The organism is Pseudomonas sp. Irchel 3H7, from assembly GCF_900187605.1.
GTDB lineage: Bacteria > Pseudomonadota > Gammaproteobacteria > Pseudomonadales > Pseudomonadaceae > Aquipseudomonas.
This window is the reverse complement of sequence record NZ_FYEA01000005.1, coordinates 239,652-259,396: the sequence shown is the minus strand read 5'-3', so window position 1 is coordinate 259,396 and position 19,745 is coordinate 239,652. Positions and strand designations below refer to the sequence as shown.

General features: G+C 60.3%; 25 protein-coding genes. 10 read left to right on the top strand and 15 right to left on the bottom strand.

Going from position 1 to position 19,745, the window contains the following annotated elements; genetic code table 11:
* Positions 1-85: 85 nt before the first annotated feature.
* Complete coding sequence (locus CKW38_RS11605) at positions 86-280, bottom strand: hypothetical protein (RefSeq protein ID WP_025112092.1); 195 nt, start codon at positions 278-280, stop codon at positions 86-88.
* Between CKW38_RS11605 and ftsY the strand changes: the two genes are divergently transcribed.
* The 4 genes from ftsY to rpoH all read left to right on the top strand — a co-directional run bounded on the left by ftsY (position 279) and on the right by rpoH (position 4,444).
* Positions 279-1,784 (top strand): signal recognition particle-docking protein FtsY, encoded by a 1,506-nt coding sequence (gene ftsY, locus CKW38_RS11600; protein WP_095112799.1) that lies wholly within the window; start codon positions 279-281, stop codon positions 1,782-1,784. The genes CKW38_RS11605 and ftsY overlap by 2 nt on opposite strands.
* On the top strand, positions 1,781-2,452 hold the full coding sequence (gene ftsE, locus CKW38_RS11595) for a cell division ATP-binding protein FtsE (RefSeq protein ID WP_003229148.1): 672 nt from the start codon (positions 1,781-1,783) through the stop codon (positions 2,450-2,452). Before ftsY ends, ftsE begins: the two co-directional genes overlap by 4 nt.
* Positions 2,449-3,474, top strand: coding sequence for a permease-like cell division protein FtsX (gene ftsX, locus CKW38_RS11590; protein WP_077574909.1), 1,026 nt, complete (start codon positions 2,449-2,451; stop codon positions 3,472-3,474). Before ftsE ends, ftsX begins: the two co-directional genes overlap by 4 nt.
* Before the next feature lie 115 nt (positions 3,475-3,589).
* A complete protein-coding gene (gene rpoH, locus CKW38_RS11585) occupies positions 3,590-4,444 on the top strand; it encodes an RNA polymerase sigma factor RpoH (protein ID WP_007913617.1) in 855 nt (284 codons plus the stop codon).
* Between the two features lie 181 nt (positions 4,445-4,625).
* Here the strand turns inward: rpoH and mtgA are convergent, their stop codons facing one another.
* Positions 4,626-5,348, bottom strand: coding sequence for a monofunctional biosynthetic peptidoglycan transglycosylase (gene mtgA, locus CKW38_RS11580; RefSeq protein WP_095112798.1), 723 nt, complete (start codon positions 5,346-5,348; stop codon positions 4,626-4,628).
* 74 nt (positions 5,349-5,422) lie between these two features.
* Between mtgA and CKW38_RS11575 the strand changes: the two genes are divergently transcribed.
* The 4 genes from CKW38_RS11575 to trmB all read left to right on the top strand — a co-directional run bounded on the left by CKW38_RS11575 (position 5,423) and on the right by trmB (position 7,665).
* The gene (locus tag CKW38_RS11575; RefSeq protein ID WP_016983237.1) at positions 5,423-5,803 is read left to right on the top strand and encodes a DUF423 domain-containing protein; all 381 of its coding nucleotides are present in this window, start codon (positions 5,423-5,425) and stop codon (positions 5,801-5,803) included.
* A gap of 71 nt (positions 5,804-5,874) precedes the next feature.
* Positions 5,875-6,075, top strand: coding sequence for a sulfur carrier protein ThiS (thiS, locus tag CKW38_RS11570; RefSeq protein ID WP_122604433.1), 201 nt, complete (start codon positions 5,875-5,877; stop codon positions 6,073-6,075).
* Between the two features lie 60 nt (positions 6,076-6,135).
* A complete protein-coding gene (locus tag CKW38_RS11565; protein ID WP_007913621.1) occupies positions 6,136-6,930 on the top strand; it encodes a thiazole synthase in 795 nt (264 codons plus the stop codon).
* A 9-nt stretch (positions 6,931-6,939) separates the two neighbouring features.
* A complete protein-coding gene (gene trmB / locus CKW38_RS11560; protein ID WP_007913622.1) occupies positions 6,940-7,665 on the top strand; it encodes a tRNA (guanosine(46)-N7)-methyltransferase TrmB in 726 nt (241 codons plus the stop codon).
* A 134-nt stretch (positions 7,666-7,799) separates the two neighbouring features.
* On the opposite strand, the gene CKW38_RS11555 is transcribed toward trmB, so the two are convergent.
* The 10 genes from CKW38_RS11555 to CKW38_RS11510 form a co-directional block, all read right to left on the bottom strand.
* The gene (locus CKW38_RS11555; RefSeq protein WP_007913629.1) at positions 7,800-8,123 is read right to left on the bottom strand and encodes a DUF3392 domain-containing protein; all 324 of its coding nucleotides are present in this window, start codon (positions 8,121-8,123) and stop codon (positions 7,800-7,802) included.
* Positions 8,124-8,158: 35 nt separating this feature from the next.
* Complete coding sequence (gene hemW, locus CKW38_RS11550) at positions 8,159-9,364, bottom strand: radical SAM family heme chaperone HemW (RefSeq protein ID WP_095112797.1); 1,206 nt, start codon at positions 9,362-9,364, stop codon at positions 8,159-8,161.
* Complete coding sequence (gene rdgB / locus CKW38_RS11545) at positions 9,361-9,957, bottom strand: RdgB/HAM1 family non-canonical purine NTP pyrophosphatase (RefSeq protein ID WP_034153664.1); 597 nt, start codon at positions 9,955-9,957, stop codon at positions 9,361-9,363. The genes hemW and rdgB overlap by 4 nt, the downstream gene beginning before the upstream one ends.
* Positions 9,954-10,388, bottom strand: a complete 435-nt coding sequence (locus CKW38_RS11540) for a DUF4426 domain-containing protein (protein ID WP_007913636.1) — start codon at positions 10,386-10,388, stop codon at positions 9,954-9,956. Before CKW38_RS11540 ends, rdgB begins: the two co-directional genes overlap by 4 nt.
* A 26-nt stretch (positions 10,389-10,414) precedes the next feature.
* Complete coding sequence (metW, locus tag CKW38_RS11535) at positions 10,415-11,035, bottom strand: methionine biosynthesis protein MetW (protein WP_095112796.1); 621 nt, start codon at positions 11,033-11,035, stop codon at positions 10,415-10,417.
* Between the two features lie 7 nt (positions 11,036-11,042).
* A complete protein-coding gene (locus CKW38_RS11530; protein WP_093429832.1) occupies positions 11,043-12,182 on the bottom strand; it encodes a homoserine O-acetyltransferase in 1,140 nt (379 codons plus the stop codon).
* Positions 12,183-12,410: 228 nt separating this feature from the next.
* Entirely contained in the window at positions 12,411-12,707 is a 297-nt protein-coding gene (locus CKW38_RS11525; protein WP_007913642.1) for a DUF167 domain-containing protein, read from the bottom strand.
* Positions 12,704-13,294, bottom strand: coding sequence for a YggT family protein (locus CKW38_RS11520; protein ID WP_007913643.1), 591 nt, complete (start codon positions 13,292-13,294; stop codon positions 12,704-12,706). The genes CKW38_RS11525 and CKW38_RS11520 overlap by 4 nt, the downstream gene beginning before the upstream one ends.
* A 10-nt stretch (positions 13,295-13,304) precedes the next feature.
* On the bottom strand, positions 13,305-14,123 hold the full coding sequence (gene proC, locus CKW38_RS11515) for a pyrroline-5-carboxylate reductase (RefSeq protein ID WP_007913644.1): 819 nt from the start codon (positions 14,121-14,123) through the stop codon (positions 13,305-13,307).
* A 23-nt stretch (positions 14,124-14,146) separates the two neighbouring features.
* A complete protein-coding gene (locus tag CKW38_RS11510) occupies positions 14,147-14,833 on the bottom strand; it encodes a YggS family pyridoxal phosphate-dependent enzyme (protein ID WP_007913645.1) in 687 nt (228 codons plus the stop codon).
* A 56-nt stretch (positions 14,834-14,889) separates the two neighbouring features.
* Between CKW38_RS11510 and CKW38_RS11505 the strand changes: the two genes are divergently transcribed.
* A complete protein-coding gene (locus tag CKW38_RS11505; RefSeq protein WP_095112795.1) occupies positions 14,890-15,924 on the top strand; it encodes a type IV pilus twitching motility protein PilT in 1,035 nt (344 codons plus the stop codon).
* 125 nt (positions 15,925-16,049) lie between these two features.
* Here the strand turns inward: CKW38_RS11505 and CKW38_RS11495 are convergent, their stop codons facing one another.
* Positions 16,050-16,667 carry a C40 family peptidase gene (locus CKW38_RS11495; RefSeq protein ID WP_007913648.1) on the bottom strand — a complete coding sequence of 206 codons (618 nt, stop codon included), beginning with the start codon at positions 16,665-16,667 and terminating at the stop codon, positions 16,050-16,052.
* 248 nt (positions 16,668-16,915) lie between these two features.
* Here CKW38_RS11495 and CKW38_RS11490 point away from each other — a divergent pair, with 248 nt between their 5' ends.
* Positions 16,916-17,347 (top strand): TM2 domain-containing protein, encoded by a 432-nt coding sequence (locus CKW38_RS11490; protein WP_007913651.1) that lies wholly within the window; start codon positions 16,916-16,918, stop codon positions 17,345-17,347.
* Between the two features lie 102 nt (positions 17,348-17,449).
* On the opposite strand, the gene CKW38_RS11485 is transcribed toward CKW38_RS11490, so the two are convergent.
* Both CKW38_RS11485 and CKW38_RS11480 read right to left on the bottom strand, forming a co-directional pair.
* Positions 17,450-18,721, bottom strand: coding sequence for a dihydroorotase (locus tag CKW38_RS11485; RefSeq protein ID WP_007913658.1), 1,272 nt, complete (start codon positions 18,719-18,721; stop codon positions 17,450-17,452).
* Positions 18,718-19,722: an aspartate carbamoyltransferase catalytic subunit gene (locus CKW38_RS11480; RefSeq protein ID WP_007913665.1), complete on the bottom strand. Its 1,005-nt coding sequence runs from the start codon at positions 19,720-19,722 to the stop codon at positions 18,718-18,720. Before CKW38_RS11480 ends, CKW38_RS11485 begins: the two co-directional genes overlap by 4 nt.
* Positions 19,723-19,745: the final 23 nt, after the last annotated feature.

The following is a 19,745-nucleotide window of genomic DNA, read 5'->3' as shown; positions in this document are numbered from 1 at the left end:
TGATCCGTTTTACTGGCGGCCACGCCTATCAAGCCACTGATCGGTCGATAGGTTGTATGGGTTCCCGGAAGAAGCTTTGAGTTTGTCAGCTAAACTCTGCGTTTTCGCCGACGATGCCGTTCCAGTCCTTCGTATTAATCGACCTTTGAGGTGCCTGTGGCGCCTCGACAAAATGTTGCGCGTGAACAAGCTGGATGAAACACAGTCTGTTCTGCATCGAATATTTATTTGCCGGGGCGCCCTTATGGCGCGTCGCTACCGTGAGATAGCCGTCCTCCATGTTTGGTTCCAACGACGACAAGAAGACCCCAGCTGCGGCTGGCGAGAAGAAAAGCCTGTTCGGATGGCTGCGTAAGAAACCGCAGGAGCCCGTCGTCGAACAGCCGCCCGCGATTCCTGAGCCTGCACCGGAACCTGCTCCGGTTATAGAAGAAGAGCCGGCACCGATCGTTCTGCCGATTGCCGAGCCGGTGCTGCAACCGGTCGAGCCAGAACCCGAGCCTGAAGCGCCTGTAGCGGCGGAATTGCCGCTGACCCCGGCGGCTGAGCCATGGCTGACTTTGCCAGTGGCGGAAGAGCCAGTGGCATTGGTTGAAGAGGCAGCGCCGCACATCACCCCAGAGATTCCTGCGCCTGCTGCATTCGTTGCAGAGGTTGCTCCGGCGCCGGTGGTTGAGCCGGTAGTTGAGCCTGCGCCGGTTGTTGTCGAGCCTGTTGCGCCCGTGTTTGTTGCGCCAGTTGTCCAAGAGCCCGGGCCTGCACCTGCACCTGCACCGGTTGTCGCTGCTCCTGTTACTCCAGTCGAAGTGGTTGCCGAGGCCCCGGTCGAAGCCCCGCGCACCGAAGAAACCAAAGCCGGTTTCTTCGCCCGCCTCAAGCAAGGTTTGTCGAAAACCAGCGCCAGCATCGGCGAGGGCATGGCCAGCCTGTTCCTCGGCCGCAAAACCATTGACGACGATCTGCTCGATGACCTCGAAACCCGTCTGCTCACCGCCGACGTGGGTGTCGAAGCCACCACGCAAATCATCCAGCGTCTGACCCAGAAGGTCGCGCGCAAAGAGCTGGCCGACGCCGACGCGCTGTACAAATCCCTGCAGGCCGAACTGGCCGCGATGCTCAAACCGGTCGAACAACCGCTGAAAATCGCCTCGCAGAACAAGCCTTTCGTGATTCTGGTAGTCGGCGTCAACGGCGCCGGCAAGACCACCACCATCGGCAAACTGGCGAAGAAGCTGCAACTGGAAGGCAAGAAAGTCATGCTTGCCGCCGGTGACACCTTCCGCGCCGCCGCTGTGGAACAATTGCAGGTCTGGGGCGAGCGCAACAAGATTCCGGTGATCGCCCAGCACACCGGCGCCGACTCGGCTTCGGTGATCTTCGACGCCGTGCAGGCTGCCAAGGCCCGCGGCATCGACGTTTTGATCGCTGACACCGCCGGTCGTCTGCACACCAAAGACAACCTGATGGAAGAGCTGAAGAAGGTTCGCCGTGTGATTGGCAAGCTCGACGCTGACGCGCCGCACGAAGTGCTGCTGGTGCTCGACGCCGGTACTGGCCAGAACGCCATCAATCAGGCCAAGCAATTCAACCAGACCGTCGAACTGACCGGCCTGGCGCTGACCAAGCTTGACGGTACCGCCAAGGGCGGGGTGATCTTCGCCCTGGCCAAGCAGTTTGGCCTGCCGATCCGCTACATCGGCGTCGGTGAAGGCATCGACGATTTGCGTACCTTTGAAGCCGAACCCTTTGTCCAGGCACTGTTTGCCGAGCGGGAGCGTTCATGATTCGTTTCGAACAGGTCGGTAAACGCTACCCGAACGGTCACGTCGGCTTGCATGAGCTGAGCTTTCGAGTCCGTCGTGGCGAGTTCTTGTTTGTCACCGGCCACTCCGGTGCCGGTAAATCCACGTTGTTGCGCCTGTTGCTGGCGATGGAACGTCCGACCAGTGGCAAACTGCTGCTGGCCGGGCAAGACCTGAGCACCATCAGCAACGCGCAGATTCCGTTCCTGCGCCGGCAGATCGGTGTGGTATTCCAGAATCACCAGTTGCTGTTCGATCGCACGGTGTTCAACAACGTCGCCTTGCCGCTGCAGATTCTTGGCTTGTCCAAGGCCGAAATCGCCAAGCGTGTCGATTCGGCGCTGGAACGCGTGGCGCTGTCGGATAAAACCGATCTGTACCCGGGCGACCTGTCCACCGGTCAGCAACAGCGCGTCGGCATTGCCCGCGCCATCGTGCACCGCCCGGCCTTGCTGCTGGCGGACGAACCGACCGGTAACCTCGACCCGCGTCTGGCGGCGGAAATCATGGGCGTGTTCGAAGACATCAACCGTCTGGGCACCAGCGTGCTGATCGCCAGTCACGACCTGGCGCTGATCGCGCGCATGCGTCACCGCATGTTGACCCTGCAACGTGGCCGATTGATCGGCGACGGGGAGGCCGGGGTATGAGTGCAACACGCAGTCCGAAGGTTTCCGAGCGCGTGGCCCCGAAAGCCGCCGATCCGCAGCCGCCGAAAAAGAAAAAGCACGACGAAGACGACGGTCCGGACTTCGCCACGTTGTTCCGTGCGTGGGTCGAAAGCCATCGTGCCAGCCTGCTCGACAGCCTGCGTCGCCTGGGCAAGCAGCCGATTGGCAGTTTCTTCACCTGCATGGTGATGGCCGTGGCGCTGAGCCTGCCGATGGGGCTTTCGCTGTTGCTCAACAACGTCGAACGTCTTGGTGGTTCGTGGCAGCGGGCGGCGCAGATCTCGCTGTATCTGCAACTCGACGCTAGCCCGGAACAGGGCGAGTCGTTGCGCGAACAGATCAAAGGCATGCCCGGCGTAGCTGATGCTGAATATGTCGGCCGTGATCAGGCGCTGGAAGAGTTCCAGCAACAGTCCGGACTGGGTGAAGCCCTGCGCGAGCTGCCGGAGAACCCGTTGCCGGGCGTGGTACTGGTCACTCCGAATGAAGTCGACAAGCCAACCCTGGAAGCATTAAGACAAAAACTTTCCGAGCTGCCCAAGGTACAACAGGCGCAACTTGATCTAGTCTGGGTCGAGCGTCTGGCCGCCATCCTCAAGCTTGGCGATCGTTTTGTCTTCGGTCTGACAGTGCTGCTGGTTTCTGCATTACTTTTGGTGATAGGCAATACCATTCGTCTTCATATTGAAAACCGCCGCACCGAGATAGAAGTGATTAAACTCGTCGGCGGCACTGACAGTTATGTGCGGCGTCCCTTCCTTTATATGGGCGCGTTGTATGGCTTCGGTGCGGGGCTTCTGTCCTGGGGTGTATTGGCGTTCGGCCTGAACTGGCTGAACGATGCGGTGGTTGGGCTGGCCGGCTTGTACGGCAGTGATTTCGCGCTGGCCGGAGTGCCAGTTGCCGACGGTCTGTCGCTCTTGCTTGGCGCGGTGCTGTTGGGTTATATCGGTGCATGGATTGCAGTCGCACGCCATCTCAGGGAGCTGGCGCCGAAGTAGAATCTTTTTTGCGCGTGATTGACCTCGCGGTTTTTTTGGGAACTTGCACTTGAATTCCCGGTCAATTTTTCGCAGTGCCGAGAGGCACGAGTATGTAAGTGGGAGGTTTTTTCGTATGACCAATTCTTTGCAACCTGCGTATGCGTTGGTTCCGGGTGCGAACCTGGAAGCTTACGTGCACACCGTCAACAGCATTCCATTGCTGACGCCGGAGCAGGAGCGTGAACTGGCCGAGAGTCTCTACTATGAGCAGGATTTGGGGGCGGCTCGGCAGATGGTGCTCGCCCACCTGCGTTTTGTCGTACATATCGCCCGTAGCTATTCCGGCTACGGTCTGGCTCAGGCTGACCTGATCCAGGAAGGTAACGTCGGCCTGATGAAGGCCGTAAAGCGCTTCAACCCGGAAATGGGTGTGCGTCTGGTGTCGTTCGCCGTGCACTGGATCAAGGCGGAAATCCACGAGTTCATCCTGCGCAACTGGCGCATTGTGAAAGTCGCGACCACCAAGGCCCAGCGCAAGTTGTTCTTCAACCTGCGCAGCCAGAAGAAACGTCTGGCATGGCTGAACAACGAGGAAGTCCACCGTGTGGCGGAAAGCCTCGGCGTTGAACCACGGGAAGTGCGCGAGATGGAAAGTCGCCTGACCGGCCATGACATGGCCTTCGACCCGGCTGCTGAAGCCGACGACGACAGCGCTTTCCAGTCGCCGGCCAACTACCTGGAAGACCACCGGTATGACCCGGCGCGTCAACTGGAAGATGCCGACTGGAGTGACAACTCCAACAGCAACCTGCACGAAGCACTGGAAGTGCTGGACGAGCGCAGCCGTGACATCCTCTACCAGCGCTGGCTGGCAGAAGAGAAAGCCACGCTGCACGACCTGGCGCAGAAGTACAACGTGTCGGCCGAGCGGATCCGTCAGCTCGAAAAGAGCGCGATGAACAAGCTCAAATTGTCGATCGCCGCATAACCGGCGTCTCGGCAATAAAAAACGCCCCGATCAGCGATGATCGGGGCGTTTTCATTTCTGCTTCAACATAAAACCATTGTAGGAGTGAGCCTGCTCGCGATAGCGGTGTGACAGTCAGCATTGCCGTCACTGATGTACCGCTATCGCGAGCAGGCTCACTCCTACATTTAGATCCTCGGTGTTATCGAGACCACGGTGCCCGACGCGAATCATTCAGCCCCAACAGATAACTATCCCCACCCAACTGACTCATCTGCTGCCGAATCCACCCGGCCCGGCGCGACACATAAGCGGTCGGATGGCTAGCACTCCACACCCTAGGGTTCGGCAGAACAGCCGCCAGATAACTCGCCTGCTGCCGTGACAAGGACTTCGCGCTCACACCAAAGTGATGGCGGGCCGCAGCTTCGGCGCCAAACACCCCGTCATCCCACTCGACGCTGTTCAGATACACCTCAAGAATTCGCTGCTTGGGCCAGAACACTTCGATCAGCGCAGTAAACCACGCCTCCAGCCCTTTACGCAGATAGCTGCGGCCAGCCCACAGAAACAGGTTCTTCGACACTTGCTGGCTCAAGGTGCTGGCCCCGCGAATCGAGCCGCCGAGTTCGTTGTGCGCCAGTGCAGCCTGGATCGCGCTGAAATCAAAACCCCAGTGCTCCGGGAATTTCTGATCCTCGCCGGCCATGACCGCGACTTTGAGATCGTCGGAGATCTCGTCCCACGGCTTCCATGTGCGCTGCAGGTCAATCGGCTCGCCATCGATCCACGATTCGACCTTGCGCTCGACCATCAACGCGGTGCCCGGCGGCGGCACGAAGCGAAACACCAGCACCAGCAAGACGCTGCCACCCGCGAACCAGAGCAGGGCCTTCGTGAGACGACGGAAAATAGTACGCAGCATAGAGATGGCTTGGCCGAACCCGTGGAGCGGGCCATTATACAGACCCTGCCGATCGCGTCTGACTGGAGTTCCCAATGCTGCGTGGCTTTTTGATGCTGGCCGCTTTTTTTGGTTTTACCGGGGTCGCCTTGGGTGCCTTCGCCGCCCATGGCCTGAAAAACCGCCTGACACCCGAGTATCTGGCGATCTTCCATACCGGCGTCACCTATCAATTGGTGCATACCTTGGCGCTGTTCGGTGTGGCGCTGTTGGCCACGCAGATTCAGGGTCGACTGGTCGCTTGGGCCGGCGTTTCCTTCACCGTGGGCATCCTGCTGTTCTCCGGCAGCCTGTACGTGCTGACCACCACCGGCATCAGCAAGCTCGGCATCATCACCCCGTTCGGTGGCTTGGCATTTCTGGCCGGTTGGGTTTGCCTGGGCCTCGCCGCTTGGCGCTTGCAACCAACCGCTTGACGCTTGGTACTGACCTTTAGGTCATGATCGGGCTAGAATGCCAGCCCCTAAAAATGATGGCGGCGTTACGCATGCGCATTCAGTTGAACGGCGAATCCCTTGAACTGCCCGACGGCGAGACCGTTGCGGCTCTGATCACTCGTCTGGAACTGACCGGACGTCGAGTGGCAGTCGAACTCAATCTGGATATCGTCCCGCGCAGCCAGCATGCCGACACCACGCTCAACGATGGCGACAACGTTGAAGTGGTGCACGCCATCGGCGGCGGCTGATCGCCCGGCCCGCAACGGTACAGAATTCTGCAAGACCCTCACTCCTAAAGAGGATTCCCCATGAGCATCGTTCGTAGCGACAAGCCTTTTGTTCTGGCCGGTCGTACTTACCAGTCGCGTTTGCTGGTCGGTACCGGCAAGTACCGTGACATGGAAGAAACCCGTCAGGCCATCGAAGCCTCGGGTGCCGAGATCGTCACCTTCGCCGTACGCCGCACTAACCTGGGCCAGATCGAAGGCGAGCCGAACCTGCTCGACGTGCTATCGCCGGAGCGCTACACCTTCCTGCCGAACACTGCGGGCTGCTACGACGCCATCGAAGCTGTGCGCACCTGCCGCCTGGCGCGTGAACTGCTCGACGGCCACAACCTGGTGAAGCTGGAAGTACTGGCCGACCAGAAAACCCTGTTTCCTAACGTGATCGAAACCCTCAAGGCCGCGGAAACGCTGGTCAAGGAAGGTTTCGACGTGATGGTGTACACCAGCGATGATCCGATCATTGCCCGTCAACTGGCAGAAATCGGCTGCATCGCGGTGATGCCACTGGCCGGTCTGATCGGTTCCGGTCTGGGGATCTGCAACCCGTACAACCTGCAGATCATCCTCGAAGAAGCCAAGATTCCTGTGTTGGTCGATGCCGGTGTCGGCACTGCGTCCGACGCGACCATCGCCATGGAACTGGGTTGCGATGCGGTGCTGATGAACTCGGCCATCGCCCACGCCCAGCAGCCGGTGATGATGGCTGAAGCCATGAAACACGCCATCGTTGCAGGCCGCCTGGCCTACCTCGCTGGCCGTATGCCGAAAAAACTCTATGCCAGCGCCTCTTCGCCGCTGGATGGTCTGATCAAGTAAGAGCCATTGATGACTGAATCGAACGACACGCCTATCCAGACGGAAGAAGGCGACGAGCGCCAACACCGCCGCATCAAGAGTTTCGTGATGCGCGCCGGGCGCATGACCGAAGGCCAGCAACGCGGTCTGGATCAGGGCGCGCCGCTGTACGTGCTGCCGTTGGCGGACGCGCCGGTGGATTACGATCAAGTGTTCGGCCGTTCGGCACCGCGCTCGCTGGAGATCGGTTTCGGCATGGGCCACTCGCTGCTGGAAATGGCCGCGGCGGCGCCGGAGCAGGATTTCATCGGTGTTGAAGTGCACCGTCCGGGTGTTGGCGCGCTGCTCAATGGCGTGCTGACCCAGGGTCTGACCAACCTGCGCGTCTACGATTGCGACGCGATCGAGGTGCTCAACCGCTGCATCGCCGACAATAGCCTCGATCGCCTGATGCTGTTTTTCCCGGATCCGTGGCACAAGAGCCGTCACCACAAGCGTCGTATCGTTCAGGCCTCGTTCGCTGAACTGGTGCGCAGCAAGTTGAAGGTTGGCGGCATTCTGCACATGGCCACCGACTGGGAACCGTATGCCGAATACATGCTGGAAGTGATGAACGTCGCCCCGGGCTATCGCAACCTCGCCGAAGACGGCAAATGCGTACCGCGCCCGGCCGAACGCCCGATCACCAAGTTCGAACGCCGCGGCGAACGTCTTGGCCATGGCGTCTGGGACCTGAAGTTCGAAAAACTCGCCTAAGCATCACGCAATGATCGTTCCCACGCTCTGCGTGGGAATGCTGCCCGGGACGCTCTGCGTCCTACAGCGGACGCAGAGCGTCCATTGAGGCATTCCCACGCGGAGCATGGGAACGATCAAAAGCGGCCGAAAGATCAGCGGCGGTCGGCGACCACGCCGATGAGGACAAGGACTACCAGCAGCACTGGCGCCAGGCTGTAGTTGTTGAACTGGCTCAAGCCTTTGATTACCCACGGCGTGGCGTAAATCAGCGCTGCGCCGCTGCCGATCACGCACAGCAGCGCCATCAGCGGTACGCGCAAGGCGCCGGCGATGCTGCCCAGGCGTTGCTCGACCCAGCCTTTGAAGTCGGCGCCGAACAGCACCAGCAGGCAGCCGACCAGCGCCAGGGCGATTTCCGAGAGGTTGCTGCGGCTCCAGCGGGAGACGGTGGCGAGCAGGTCGAGTATCAAATCCATGCGTTTTCCCTTAGGACAGAAGTTGAGGGCTGGGCTCAGTTCAGAAATTGTTGCAGCAAGTCGTTGAGAAACAGTTGTCCGCGCTCGGTGGCCGCCAGACGTGACGGTTCGACCTGCAACAGACCGCTTTGTTCTGCCGCGGCCCGGCCTTCGGCGAGGCTATCCAGCGACAGCCCGGTGCGTTCCGGATACAGACGCGACTCAACGCCAGCGGTCAGGCGCAAAGCGTTCATCAGAAACTCGAACGGCATCTCGTCATTGGTCAGCGCTTTTTCACCAGCCTGGAAGCTTTTCGCCGGGTTGAGATAGTCCTTCGGCAGACGGGTCTTCCAGGTACGCACGATGCGTCCGTCGGGATGACTCAACTTGCCGTGCGCACCCGCGCCGATGCCGATGAAGTCGCCGAAGCTCCAGTAATTGAGGTTATGCCGCGCTGGCCGACCGGCCTGGGCATAAGCCGAGACTTCGTACTGCGCGTAACCGTGCTCGGCCAAAAGCGCCTGCCCGGCTTCCTGAATGTCCCACAGCGTGTCGTCCTCCGGCAGCACCGGCGGCTGGTTCCAGAACACGGTGTTCGGTTCCAATGTCAGTTGATACCAGGAGATGTGCGTCGGATTCAGTTCGATAGCCTGGCGCAAATCGCTCAAGGCATCGTCTAGCGACTGATCCGGCAAGCCGTGCATCAAGTCGAGGTTGAAGTTATCGAACCCGGCCTGACGCGCCATGCCGGCAGCACGCACCGCTTCGTCACCGTTGTGAATCCGGCCAAGCGCCTTGAGCTTTTCCTGCTGGAAACTCTGGATGCCAATCGACAGGCGATTGATCCCCAGCTTGCGGTACGCGACGAACTTCTCTTGCTCGAAGGTGCCGGGATTGGCTTCCAGAGTGATTTCGATGTCATGAGCAAATGGAATGCGCTGCCCGACGCCTTCCAGCAGTCGCCCGAGGGCTTCGGCGCTGAACAGGCTCGGCGTGCCGCCACCGAAAAAGATCGAACTGATTTCACGCCCGTACACGGCGTGCAGATCCTGATCGAGATCGGCCAGCAAGGCGTCGACGTACTCCTGCTCCGGCAACACCGGGCTGGCAGTGTGCGAGTTGAAGTCGCAATACGGGCATTTGCGCACACACCACGGGATGTGGATGTACAGCGCCAGGGGCGGCAGCGTCGGCAACGGCGCCCGAGGCGAAGAGGCGGCGCCGCCGACAATCAGCGACGACGCGGAAGAATCACCGGTCATTTCAAGCCCAGACGCTGGCGCAGCAGATCCATTGCACGGGCGCGGTGGCTGATCTGGTTCTTGTCGGCCGGGCTCAATTCGGCGCTGGAGACGTCACGCTCCGGCACCCAGAACAGCGGGTCATAACCGAAACCGTGTTCGCCGCTGGCAGCGGTGAGGATGCGCCCGTGCCACAAGCCTTCGCAGAGGATCGGCAACGGATCATCGGCGTGACGTACCAGCGCCAGTACGCAAACGAACTGCGCGCCGCGCTCGGCTTGCGGCACGTCCTTCAGCGCATCGAGCAGTTTGGCGTTGTTCGCCGCATCGCCCTTGCCATCGGCATAGCGCGCCGAATAGATGCCCGGTGCACCGCCAAGGAAATCCACCGCCAGCCCTGAGTCGTCGGCCAGCGCCGGCAGCCCGGAAATACGTGCGGCGTTGCGTGCCTTGAGGATCGCGTTCTCGACGAACGACAGACCGGTTTCTTCCGGCTCGACCTTGCTCCACTCGCCAATCGAGCGCAGTTGCACCGAGTCGCCGAGCATGGCCTGGAGTTCTTTGAGTTTGCCGGCGTTATGGCTGGCCAGTACGAGCTGCTTGATGTTCATCATTCGCCGGGAAAGAGTTCTTGGTTGAAATTGATGGTGTTGATCTTGTCGCCGTTCTGCACCTTGATCTCAAAGGTGCGGGTTTCCTGCTGCTCAACCGGATACTGGGCGATGTAGTAGATCGCGCCCTGTTCGGTGATCTGGCGGAAATTCAGCGGCACGCTCTGGCTGGTCAGGTCTTTGACCGTGCCGGTGACGTTGGCGACCAGCGGTTTGCCGTCCTTGATCACCGAGACATTGATCACGCCCTGATTCTTGCTGCGCACCAGTTCCGCAGCCTTGGCGATGTCCGGCGTCAGAAACGTCGAGTTGAAAGTGTTGTAGTGCACCGTGACGTCGCCGAAGGTTTCCTTGCGTTCGCCCTTGATGACGTCGGCCGCCATAGCGCTGGCGCTCAGGCAGGCAGTCAATAACAACAACGCTAAACGACCCATGATCGTGCTCCTCGAAATGACGGGATTCAGATCGCGACTTTGTGGTCTGCAAGCTGCGGGCTGCTGACGCGGTAGATACCGATCTCACCTAACAGATTAGGCCATAGCTTACTGGCCCACCCGTGACGGTGCTGTTGATCCACGGCAAGCCGATCAATGACCTTCGCATCACGTTCGCGGCAAAGTTCTTCAAAGTCTTCGAAGGTGCAGAAGTGAATGTTCGGTGTGTTGTACCAGGTGTACGGCAAAAACTCGGAGACCGGCATGCGCCCCTTGCTCGCCAGGTACCAGCGGCAGCGCCAGTGACCAAAATTCGGGAAGGTGATGATGCATTGGCGACCGACCCGGAGCATTTCGTCGAGGATCTTGTCCGGGTAGTGCACGGCTTGCAGGGCCTGGGTCATGACGACGATGTCGAAACTGTTGCTGGCAAAGTTGCCCAGCCCCTTGTCCAGATCCTGCTCGATAACGTTGACGCCTTTGGCCACGCACTGGGCAATGTTGTCAGCGTCGTTTTCCAGGCCATAACCGGTGACGTTCTTGTTGTCGCGCAGCCAGGTCAGCAGCTCGCCGTCACCGCAACCGAGGTCGAGGACGCGGCTGCCGGCGGGGATCCATTCCTGGATGATTTCCAGATCAGCTCTCATGGCTTTCTCACAACGTGATGCGGTTCATGTAATTGCCGAACGCCTGCAAGTAGCGCGGGATCGGAATCAGGAAGGCGTCGTGGCCCTGCGGTGCGTCGATTTCCAGGTAGCTGACGTCTTTGCGTGCCGCCATCAGCGCGTCCACCAGTTCTCGTGAGCGGGCCGGGGAGAAACGCCAGTCGGTGGTGAACGACATCACGCAGAACTTGGCCGTGGCGTTCTCGAAGGTTTTCGCCAGGTTATCGTCGAAGTTCGCCGCCGGATCGAAGTAATCCAGTGCCTTGGTCATCAACAGATAGGTGTTGGCGTCGAAGCGTCCGGAGAACTCTTCGCCCTGATAACGCAGGTAGCTTTCGACCTGGAACTCGACACTGTGGAAGTCGTAGTTGAGCTTCTCGCTCTTGAGGCCACGGCCGAATTTCTCGCCCATCGAATCGTCGGACAGGTAGGTGATGTGCCCGACCATCCGCGCCAGCATCAGCCCGCGCTTGGGGATCACGCCCGCTTCCTGGAACGAACCGCCGTGGAATTCCGGGTCCGTGAGGATCGCCTGACGCGCGACTTCGTTGAAGGCGATGTTCTGCGCCGACAACTTCGGTGCCGAAGCGATAGCCAGACAGTGACGCACACGATCCGGATAGGTGATGGTCCATTGCAGCGCCTGCATGCCGCCCAGGCTGCCGCCGATCACTGCCGCCCACTGGCCGATGCCGAGCAGATCAGCGAGACGCGCCTGGCTGTGCACCCAGTCTTCCACGGTGAGTACCGGGAAGTCGGCACCGAACGGTTTTCCGGTCTCCGGGTTGATGCTGCTCGGGCCGGTGGAGCCGTTGCAGCCGCCCAGATTATTCAGGCTGACCACGAAGAACTTGTTGGTGTCGATCGGTTTGCCGGGGCCGATGCAACTGTCCCACCAACCGGGTTTGCGGTCGTCGACGCTGTGGTAGCCGGCGGCGTGATGATGGCCGGACAAGGCGTGGCAAATCAGCACGGCGTTGCTCGCTTGCGCGTTCAGCGTGCCGTAGGTTTCGTAGATCAGGTCATAGGCGGCCAGCGAGCGGCCACAGGCCAGCGCCAGCGGATCGCTGAAGTGCGCGGTTTGCGGCGTCACCAGACCAACAGAATCGGGGGGAAAGGCAGTTGGCATCGACCCTGCTCTCGTTGAAATGAGGCGTAAGTCTAAAGACCGGGGGGGTTAGCGGCAAGCGGCCCTCACCCTAGCCCTCTCCCAGAGGTAGAGGGGACCGACCGAGGTGTTCTTTTGAGCTACGCCGACCTGATCTATCCGGGCTGAACTCAGGTTCCGAAAACACCCTGGATCGGCTCCCTCTCCAGGGGGAGAGGGCTGGGGTGAGGGGCGCAGGCGCTGCAAAACTCAAGACAAGCGCCCAACCAACCCAGGCAAATCCGGCAACTTCTTCGGCGAGCAGATCTTCACCCGCTTTTGCCGGTTCAACTCACCACTGAGCAAACTGACCTGGCTCTTCGAAACGCCAAACGCCTTGGCCAGAAAACCCATCAGATAAGCATTGGCCTTGCCCTCGACCGGCGGCGCAGTCAGGCGAATCTTCAAGCGATCCCCATGCAGCCCGGCGAAGTCATCGCTACGGGCTGCCGGTTGCAGGTGACACTCGAGGATCAAGTCGTCACCGTCCCAACGGAACCAGCTCACATCAGCAAGCGCAGGATTTCCGGCATCATCGTCATCGCCGCCAGATTGTTGATCACCAGCATGTCGATCAGCTTCAACGCGAGGAAGGCGAAGATTGGCGACAGGTCCAGACCGCCAAGATTCGGCAGGAAGCGGCGGAACGGCGCCAGCGCCGGCTCGCAGATCTGGTTGACCAGTTCAGCACCCGGATTGTGGCTGCCCGGCGCGACCCACGAGAGGATCACGCTGATGATCAGGGCGAAGAAGAAGATCTTCAGGAACAGCGCGGTCACGCCGATCAGCGACCAGATAAACAGTTGCAGCGGGTTGCCGGTGGTGCCGTAAGTCAGCAGCAGGGTCAGCGCCATCAGCGCCAGTTGCACCAGAATCGCCAGCACCAGCGACGACATGTCCAGACCGAACAGGCTCGGGATAATCCGGCGCAGCGGCTTGAGCAGTGGCTGGGTCGCTTTGACGATGAACTGGCACAGCGGGTTGTAGAAGTTCGCCCGTACCAGTTGCAGCACGAAGCGTAGCAGCACGATCAGCAGGTACAGACTGCCGAGGGTTTGCAGCACGTAAACCGCTGCGGTGTTCAATCCAATCATGTAAGGCTCCTTATTTGCCCAGTTGTTCGGCCATTTCGGCCGAGCGGTGCGCGGCGGCGCCGAGTGCGGTTTCGACCAGGGCTTCAAAGCCATTGGCCTGGAATGATTTGATTGCAGCTTCCGTGGTGCCGTTTGGCGAGGTCACGCGACGGCGCAGTTCGGCGGCGTCGACATCGCTGGAAACCGCCATGTGCGCTGCGCCCAGCGCCGTTTGCAGGGTCAGTTGTTCTGCGACGTCTTTCGGCAGGCCGAGTTTGACGCCGGCGGCAGTCATGGCTTCGATCAGCAGGAAGAAGTAGGCAGGGCCGGAACCGGACACGGCGGTGACGGCGTCCAGTTGCTGTTCTTCATTCAGCCACAGGGCGATGCCGACGGCGGACAGCAGCTCTTCGGCTTGCTGACGCTGCTCGGCAGTCACTTCGCTGGTCGCGTACAAGCCGCTGACGCCCTGGCGCAGCAGCGCCGGGGTATTGGGCATGCAGCGCACGATCGGCTGCTCGCCGAGCCACGCGGTCATGCTGGCACAGGTGATACCGGCAGCAATCGACACCACCAATTGATTGGGTTTCAGGCTTGGGCGAATGGCTTCGCACACGGCTTTCATAGCCTGCGGCTTGACCGCCAGCACGATCACATCGACGCCGTCGATGGCCTGAGCATTGTCGGCGAAAGTTTCGATGCCGTGTTCGGCACTGACCTTGGCGCGGGTTTCTTCACCCGGGTCGCTGGCGCGGATCTGTCCGGCTTCCAGACCCTTGGCGCGCAGGCCGCCAATCAGACTGGCCGCCATGTTGCCCGCACCGATAAACGCAATACGTGTGTTGCTCATGTGTGGTCCTTATCTGGAATGGTTCAAGACTGGGAATAATCACGGGCGCCAAACAGGGCGGTACCGATACGCACCCAAGTGGCGCCTTGGGCAATGGCCGACTCGAGGTCGTGGCTCATGCCCATGGACAGTGTGTCGAGCGGCAGATCGAGGCTGGCCTGCAATTTCTGTACAGCGGCGAAGGCCGCGTCTTGCTCGGCGCGATCTTCGGTCGGCTCGGGAATCGCCATCAGGCCACGCAATTTCAGGCGCGGTAATGCGTTGATGGCCTCGGCCAATGCCGGCAGATCAGCCGGGGTGCAGCCGGATTTACTGGCTTCACCGCTGACGTTGACCTGAATGCAGATGTTCAGCGGCGGCAGCTCGGCCGGGCGCTGTTCGGACAGACGTTGAGCGATTTTCAGGCGATCCACGGAATGCACCCAATCGAAATGCTCGGCAATCGCCCGAGTCTTGTTCGATTGAATGGGGCCGATGAAGTGCCAGATCAAGGGCAGGTCGGCCAGTTCGAGCTGTTTGCCCAGGGCTTCCTGCAGGTAGTTCTCGCCAAAGTCGCGCAGGCCGGCGGCATACGCCTCGCGCAGCGCTTCGGCGGGTTTGGTTTTGCTCACGGCGAGCAACTGGACGCTGTTTTCAGGACGGTGTGCGGCTTGGGTCGCGGTCTGGATGCGCGAACCAACGTGGAAAATGTTGTCTGCTATCGTGGACATCAAGAGGCGCCGGCGGTCTGAAGGTTCGCGGCATTCTACTGGAATTGAGGAGCGCTATGGATATCACTGAATTGCTGGCCTTCAGCGCCAAACAGGGCGCTTCCGACCTGCACCTGTCGGCCGGTCTGCCGCCGATGATCCGTGTCGATGGCGATGTGCGGCGGATCAATCTGCCGGCGCTGGATCACAAGCAAGTGCACGAACTGATCTACGACATCATGAACGAGACCCAGCGCGTCGACTTCGAGAAACATCTGGAAACCGACTTTTCCTTCGAAGTTCCGGGTGTCGCACGTTTTCGGGTCAACGCCTTCAACCAGAACCGTGGTGCCGGGGCGGTGTTTCGTACCATCCCATCGAAAGTGCTGAGCATGGAAGACCTGGCCATGGGCGATGTCTTTCGCAAGATCACCGATGCGCCGCGTGGGCTGGTGCTGGTCACCGGGCCGACCGGTTCAGGCAAATCAACCACGTTGGCGGCGATGATCGATTACCTCAACACCCACCGTCACCACCATATTCTGACCATTGAAGACCCGATCGAATTCGTTCACGAATCGCGCAAATGCCTGATCAATCAGCGTGAAGTTCACCGTGATACCCGCAGTTTCGCCACCGCTTTGCGCTCGGCGCTACGTGAAGACCCGGATGTGATCCTGGTCGGCGAGATGCGTGACCTGGAAACCATTCGCCTGGCACTGACCGCTGCGGAAACCGGGCATCTGGTATTTGGCACCTTGCACACCACATCCGCAGCGAAAACCATCGACCGTGTCGTGGATGTTTTCCCGGGTGACGAGAAGTCGATGGTGCGTTCGATGTTGTCGGAGTCGTTACTGGCGGTGGTCTCGCAGACGTTGATCAAGAAGATCGGCGGCGGACGGGTGGCGGCGCACGAGATCATGCTGGGCACGTCGGCGATCCGTAACCTGATTCGTGAGGACAAGGTCGCGCAGATGTATTCGGCGATTCAGACCGGTGGGTCGTTGGGGATGCAGACACTGGACATGTGCCTGAAGGATCTGGTGACCAAGGGCTTGATCAGTCGCGAGCATGCGCGGGAGAAGGCGCGCACGCCGGATAATTTCTGAGAGAGTGATCGTTCCCACGCTCTGCGTGGGAATGCAGCCCGGGACGCTCTGCGTCCTTGCCGAGGCGGACGCGGAGCGTCCATTGAGGCATTCCCACGCGGAGCGTGGGAATGATCGGTATGGTGTTAGCGCTGAACCACGCGCATCTGCTGCTGTTCTTTCGGCAACACACGCTTGGCCACTACGTAATGCTGCTGCCAGTACGGCTTGTTCAGCGTATCGATGCTCACCGCTTTGCCACGACGCGGTGCGTGGATGAAGCGGTCGTTGCCCAGGTAGATGGCAACATGGTTGACCCGGCGGCTCTTGATGTTGAAGAAAATCAGGTCGCCCGGCTTCAGATCCTTGCGCTCGACTTTCTCGCCGTGGCCGCTGGCCATGGCATTCGAGGTGCGAGGCAGGTCGAACGTGGCGTCGTTGAACGCGTATTTCACCAGGCCGCTGCAATCGAAGCCTTTACTTGGGCTGCTGCCGCCCCAACGATAAGGTGTACCGAGGACGTTCACCGCACGGCTCAGCACATTGCTGCTTTCCTTGCTCGCCATCGGTGGCACCAGCTTGCTGTGGCTCTTGCTGCTCAGCGTGGTGGTTTTGCTTTTGCTGCTTTTGCTCGAAGGAGCCGAAGCATGGGATTTAGGGGTGAAGCCGTTAACGTTAGGAAGACGTTGCTCACGATTGGTGGCGTGGGCGGCCAGTGGCATTAATAGGCAGATGGTTAGCCATGTCTTGAAAAATGGTCGCATTAGGCGTGGCTCTTCAGTGATAGCGCGCAACTTTATAACAGAGTTTTTTTTCATTCCGAGTCCGTTGGTCGATTCAGTTGGTGGCCAACGGAACCAAATAAGCGGCAAATGGACGCAATTGTCGGACAGAAGTCAGGTGCTATAAGGCTTTGACGGTAGCAACGGTAACATTTGCCGTACGTCGGCTACCTGTAAAAAAGTCACAAAGAATTCAAGAATATTTATCTATCGTGTGAATCGAGGTCTTCATGAACCCCTATCAACAATTTGTTCAGCAGCAAGATACGCACAGCAAAATCATCGGGTATCTGCTGTGGATTTTCGGTTTTACCGGTGCTCACCGCTTCTATTACGGCAAGCCGGTGACCGGGACGATCTGGTTCTTCACCTTCGGTTTGCTGGGCATTGGCTGGCTGATCGACCTGTTCTTGATCCCGGCGATGGATCGCGAGGCGGATCTGCGTTTTACCGCCGGGCCGATCGAGTACAACGTGGCGTGGATTCTGCTGACGTTCCTCGGAGCATTGGGCGTGCACCGGATGTATCAGGGCAAATGGATCAGTGGGCTGATCTATCTGCTGACGGGCGGGTTGTTCTTTCTGGGGGTGCTGTATGACTTCTGGACGCTGAATGATCAGGTGTCCGTACGCAACGCCGAAGGCAGAGGCGCCTTCCAGTAAGCCATCGCTGGCAAGCCAGCTCCCACAGGTTTTTGCGCTAACCCAAAGATAGCGCAAGACCTTGTGGGAGCTGGCTTGCCAGCGATTGGGGGCAACCCGGTATCAAGCCTGGTGACTGATCCGCCCATCCACCAAGGTGTAGCGAACCACACCCGGCAAAGTGTGCCCAATGAACGGGCAGTTCTCACCCTTCGACAACCAGCCTTCACCGGCCACCGTCGAAGCCTGCGGATCGAACAGCACGATATCCGCCGCACCACCCACTGCCAGTTTGCCTGCCGGCAGACGCAGCGCTTCAGCCGGGCCAGCGCTCAAACGCGCCAGCAAGGTAGGCAGATCCAGCAACCCATCCTCAACCAGCGTCATCGCCAGCGGCAGCAGCAACTCAACACTGCTGATGCCCGGCTCGGTCGCGCCGAACGGCGCCAGTTTGGCGTCACGCTCGTGCGGCTGGTGATGGCTGGAAATCGCCGACACAACGCCGGACTTCACCGCTTCACGCAGGCCATCACGGTCAGCACGCGTACGCAGCGGCGGCTGCACGTGATACAGGCTGCTGAAGTCGATCAGCGCTTCGTCGGTCAGAATCAGCTGATACAACGCCACGTCCGCCGTCACCTTCAGGCCACGGGCCTGAGCCTGCGCGATCAGAGCCACGCCGCGAGCGCTGGTCAACTGGCTGAAGTGCGCACGCACGCCAGTCTGCTCGACCAGTAGCAGGTCGCGAGCCAAAGCCACAGTTTCAGCAGTTTCCGGAATCCCCGGCAGACCAAGGAAGCTGGCCACCGCGCCTTCGTGGGCGAGACCGCCCTCGGCCAGGTCATGATCCTGCGAGTTGAAAATCACCGTCAGATCAAACGTCGCCGCATATTCCAGCGCCCGGCACAGCGTGCGGGTATTGCGGAAACTCTCCAGACCATTGCCGAACGCCACGCAACCAGCGTCGCGCAACGCAACCAGCTCAGCCAGTTGCTCGCCGTCCAGACCTTTGCTCAGCGCGCCGATCGGGAACACCTTGGTGTTGCCGGCTTCGCGTGCGCGGTCGAGGATCAGTTCGGCCACGGCGGAAGTGTCGAGCACCGGTTTGGTTTTCGGCGGACAGCACAGGCTGGTCACACCGCCGGCCGCTGCCGCGCGGGTTTCGCTGATGATCGAGCCTTTGCGGCTGTAACCCGGCTCGCGCAGGGCAACGTTCAGATCGACGAGGCCCGGAGCGGCAACAAGGCCTTGGGCATCAATGGTTTCTACGGCCGTGAAACCCGCCGGGGCCGCGCCGAGGGCGACGATCTTGCAGGCTTCAACGTGAATGTCGGTGACTTGATCCAGGCCGCTGCTTGGATCGATGACGCGTGCGCCGAGAATGCTGAGCTTCACTGGGCGTTCTCCTGCTCGAATTGACGCTGCGCGGTTTGTCCGCTCATGGCCATGGACAGCACAGCCATACGAATCGCGATGCCGTAGGTGACCTGATTGAGGATCACCGAGTGCGGGCCGTCGGCCACTGCTGACTCGATTTCCACGCCACGGTTGATCGGCCCCGGGTGCATGACGATGCAATCGGGTTTGGCCCCGGCCAGACGCGCGGTGGTCAGGCCGAACAGGCGGTAGAACTCGCCTTCGCTCGGCAGCAGGCCGCCGGTCATGCGTTCACGCTGCAGGCGCAGCATGATCACCACGTCGACGTCTTTCAGGCCTTCGGTCATGTCGGTGTAAACCTTCACGCCGTATTGCTCGATGCCGATCGGCAGCAGGGTTTTCGGCGCGATCACGCGGATGTCCGGGCAACCGAGGGTTTTCAGCGCGAGCATGTTCGAGCGCGCGACCCGCGAGTGCAGGATGTCGCCAACGATGGCCACCGAGAGGTTTTCGAAACCGCCCTTGTGCCGACGGATGGTGAGCATGTCGAGCATGCCCTGCGTCGGGTGGGCGTGACGGCCGTCGCCGCCGTTGATGATCGCCACTTGCGGGCAAACATGTTCGGCGATGAAGTGCGCGGCGCCGGAATCACCGTGGCGTACGACGAACATGTCGGCGGCCATGGCTTCAAGGTTGCGCAGGGTGTCGAGCAGGGTTTCACCCTTGCTTGCCGACGAGGTCGACACGTTCAGGGTGATCACGTCCGCCGACAGTCGCTGGGCCGCCAGTTCGAAGGTGGTGCGGGTGCGCGTGGAGTTTTCGAAGAACACGTTGCACACGGTCTTGCCGCGCAGCAACGGGACTTTCTTCACCGCCCGGGCACCGACTTCGAGGAACGAGTCGGCAGTGTCGAGGATTTCCGTCAGCAACTCGCGGCGCAGGCCGTCGAGCGAGAGGAAGTGGCGCAGCTGGCCCTGATCATTGAGCTGCAGCGGGCGCTTGGTATCTAGAGGCGTCATCGCGAAGGGGACTCTCAATAGGG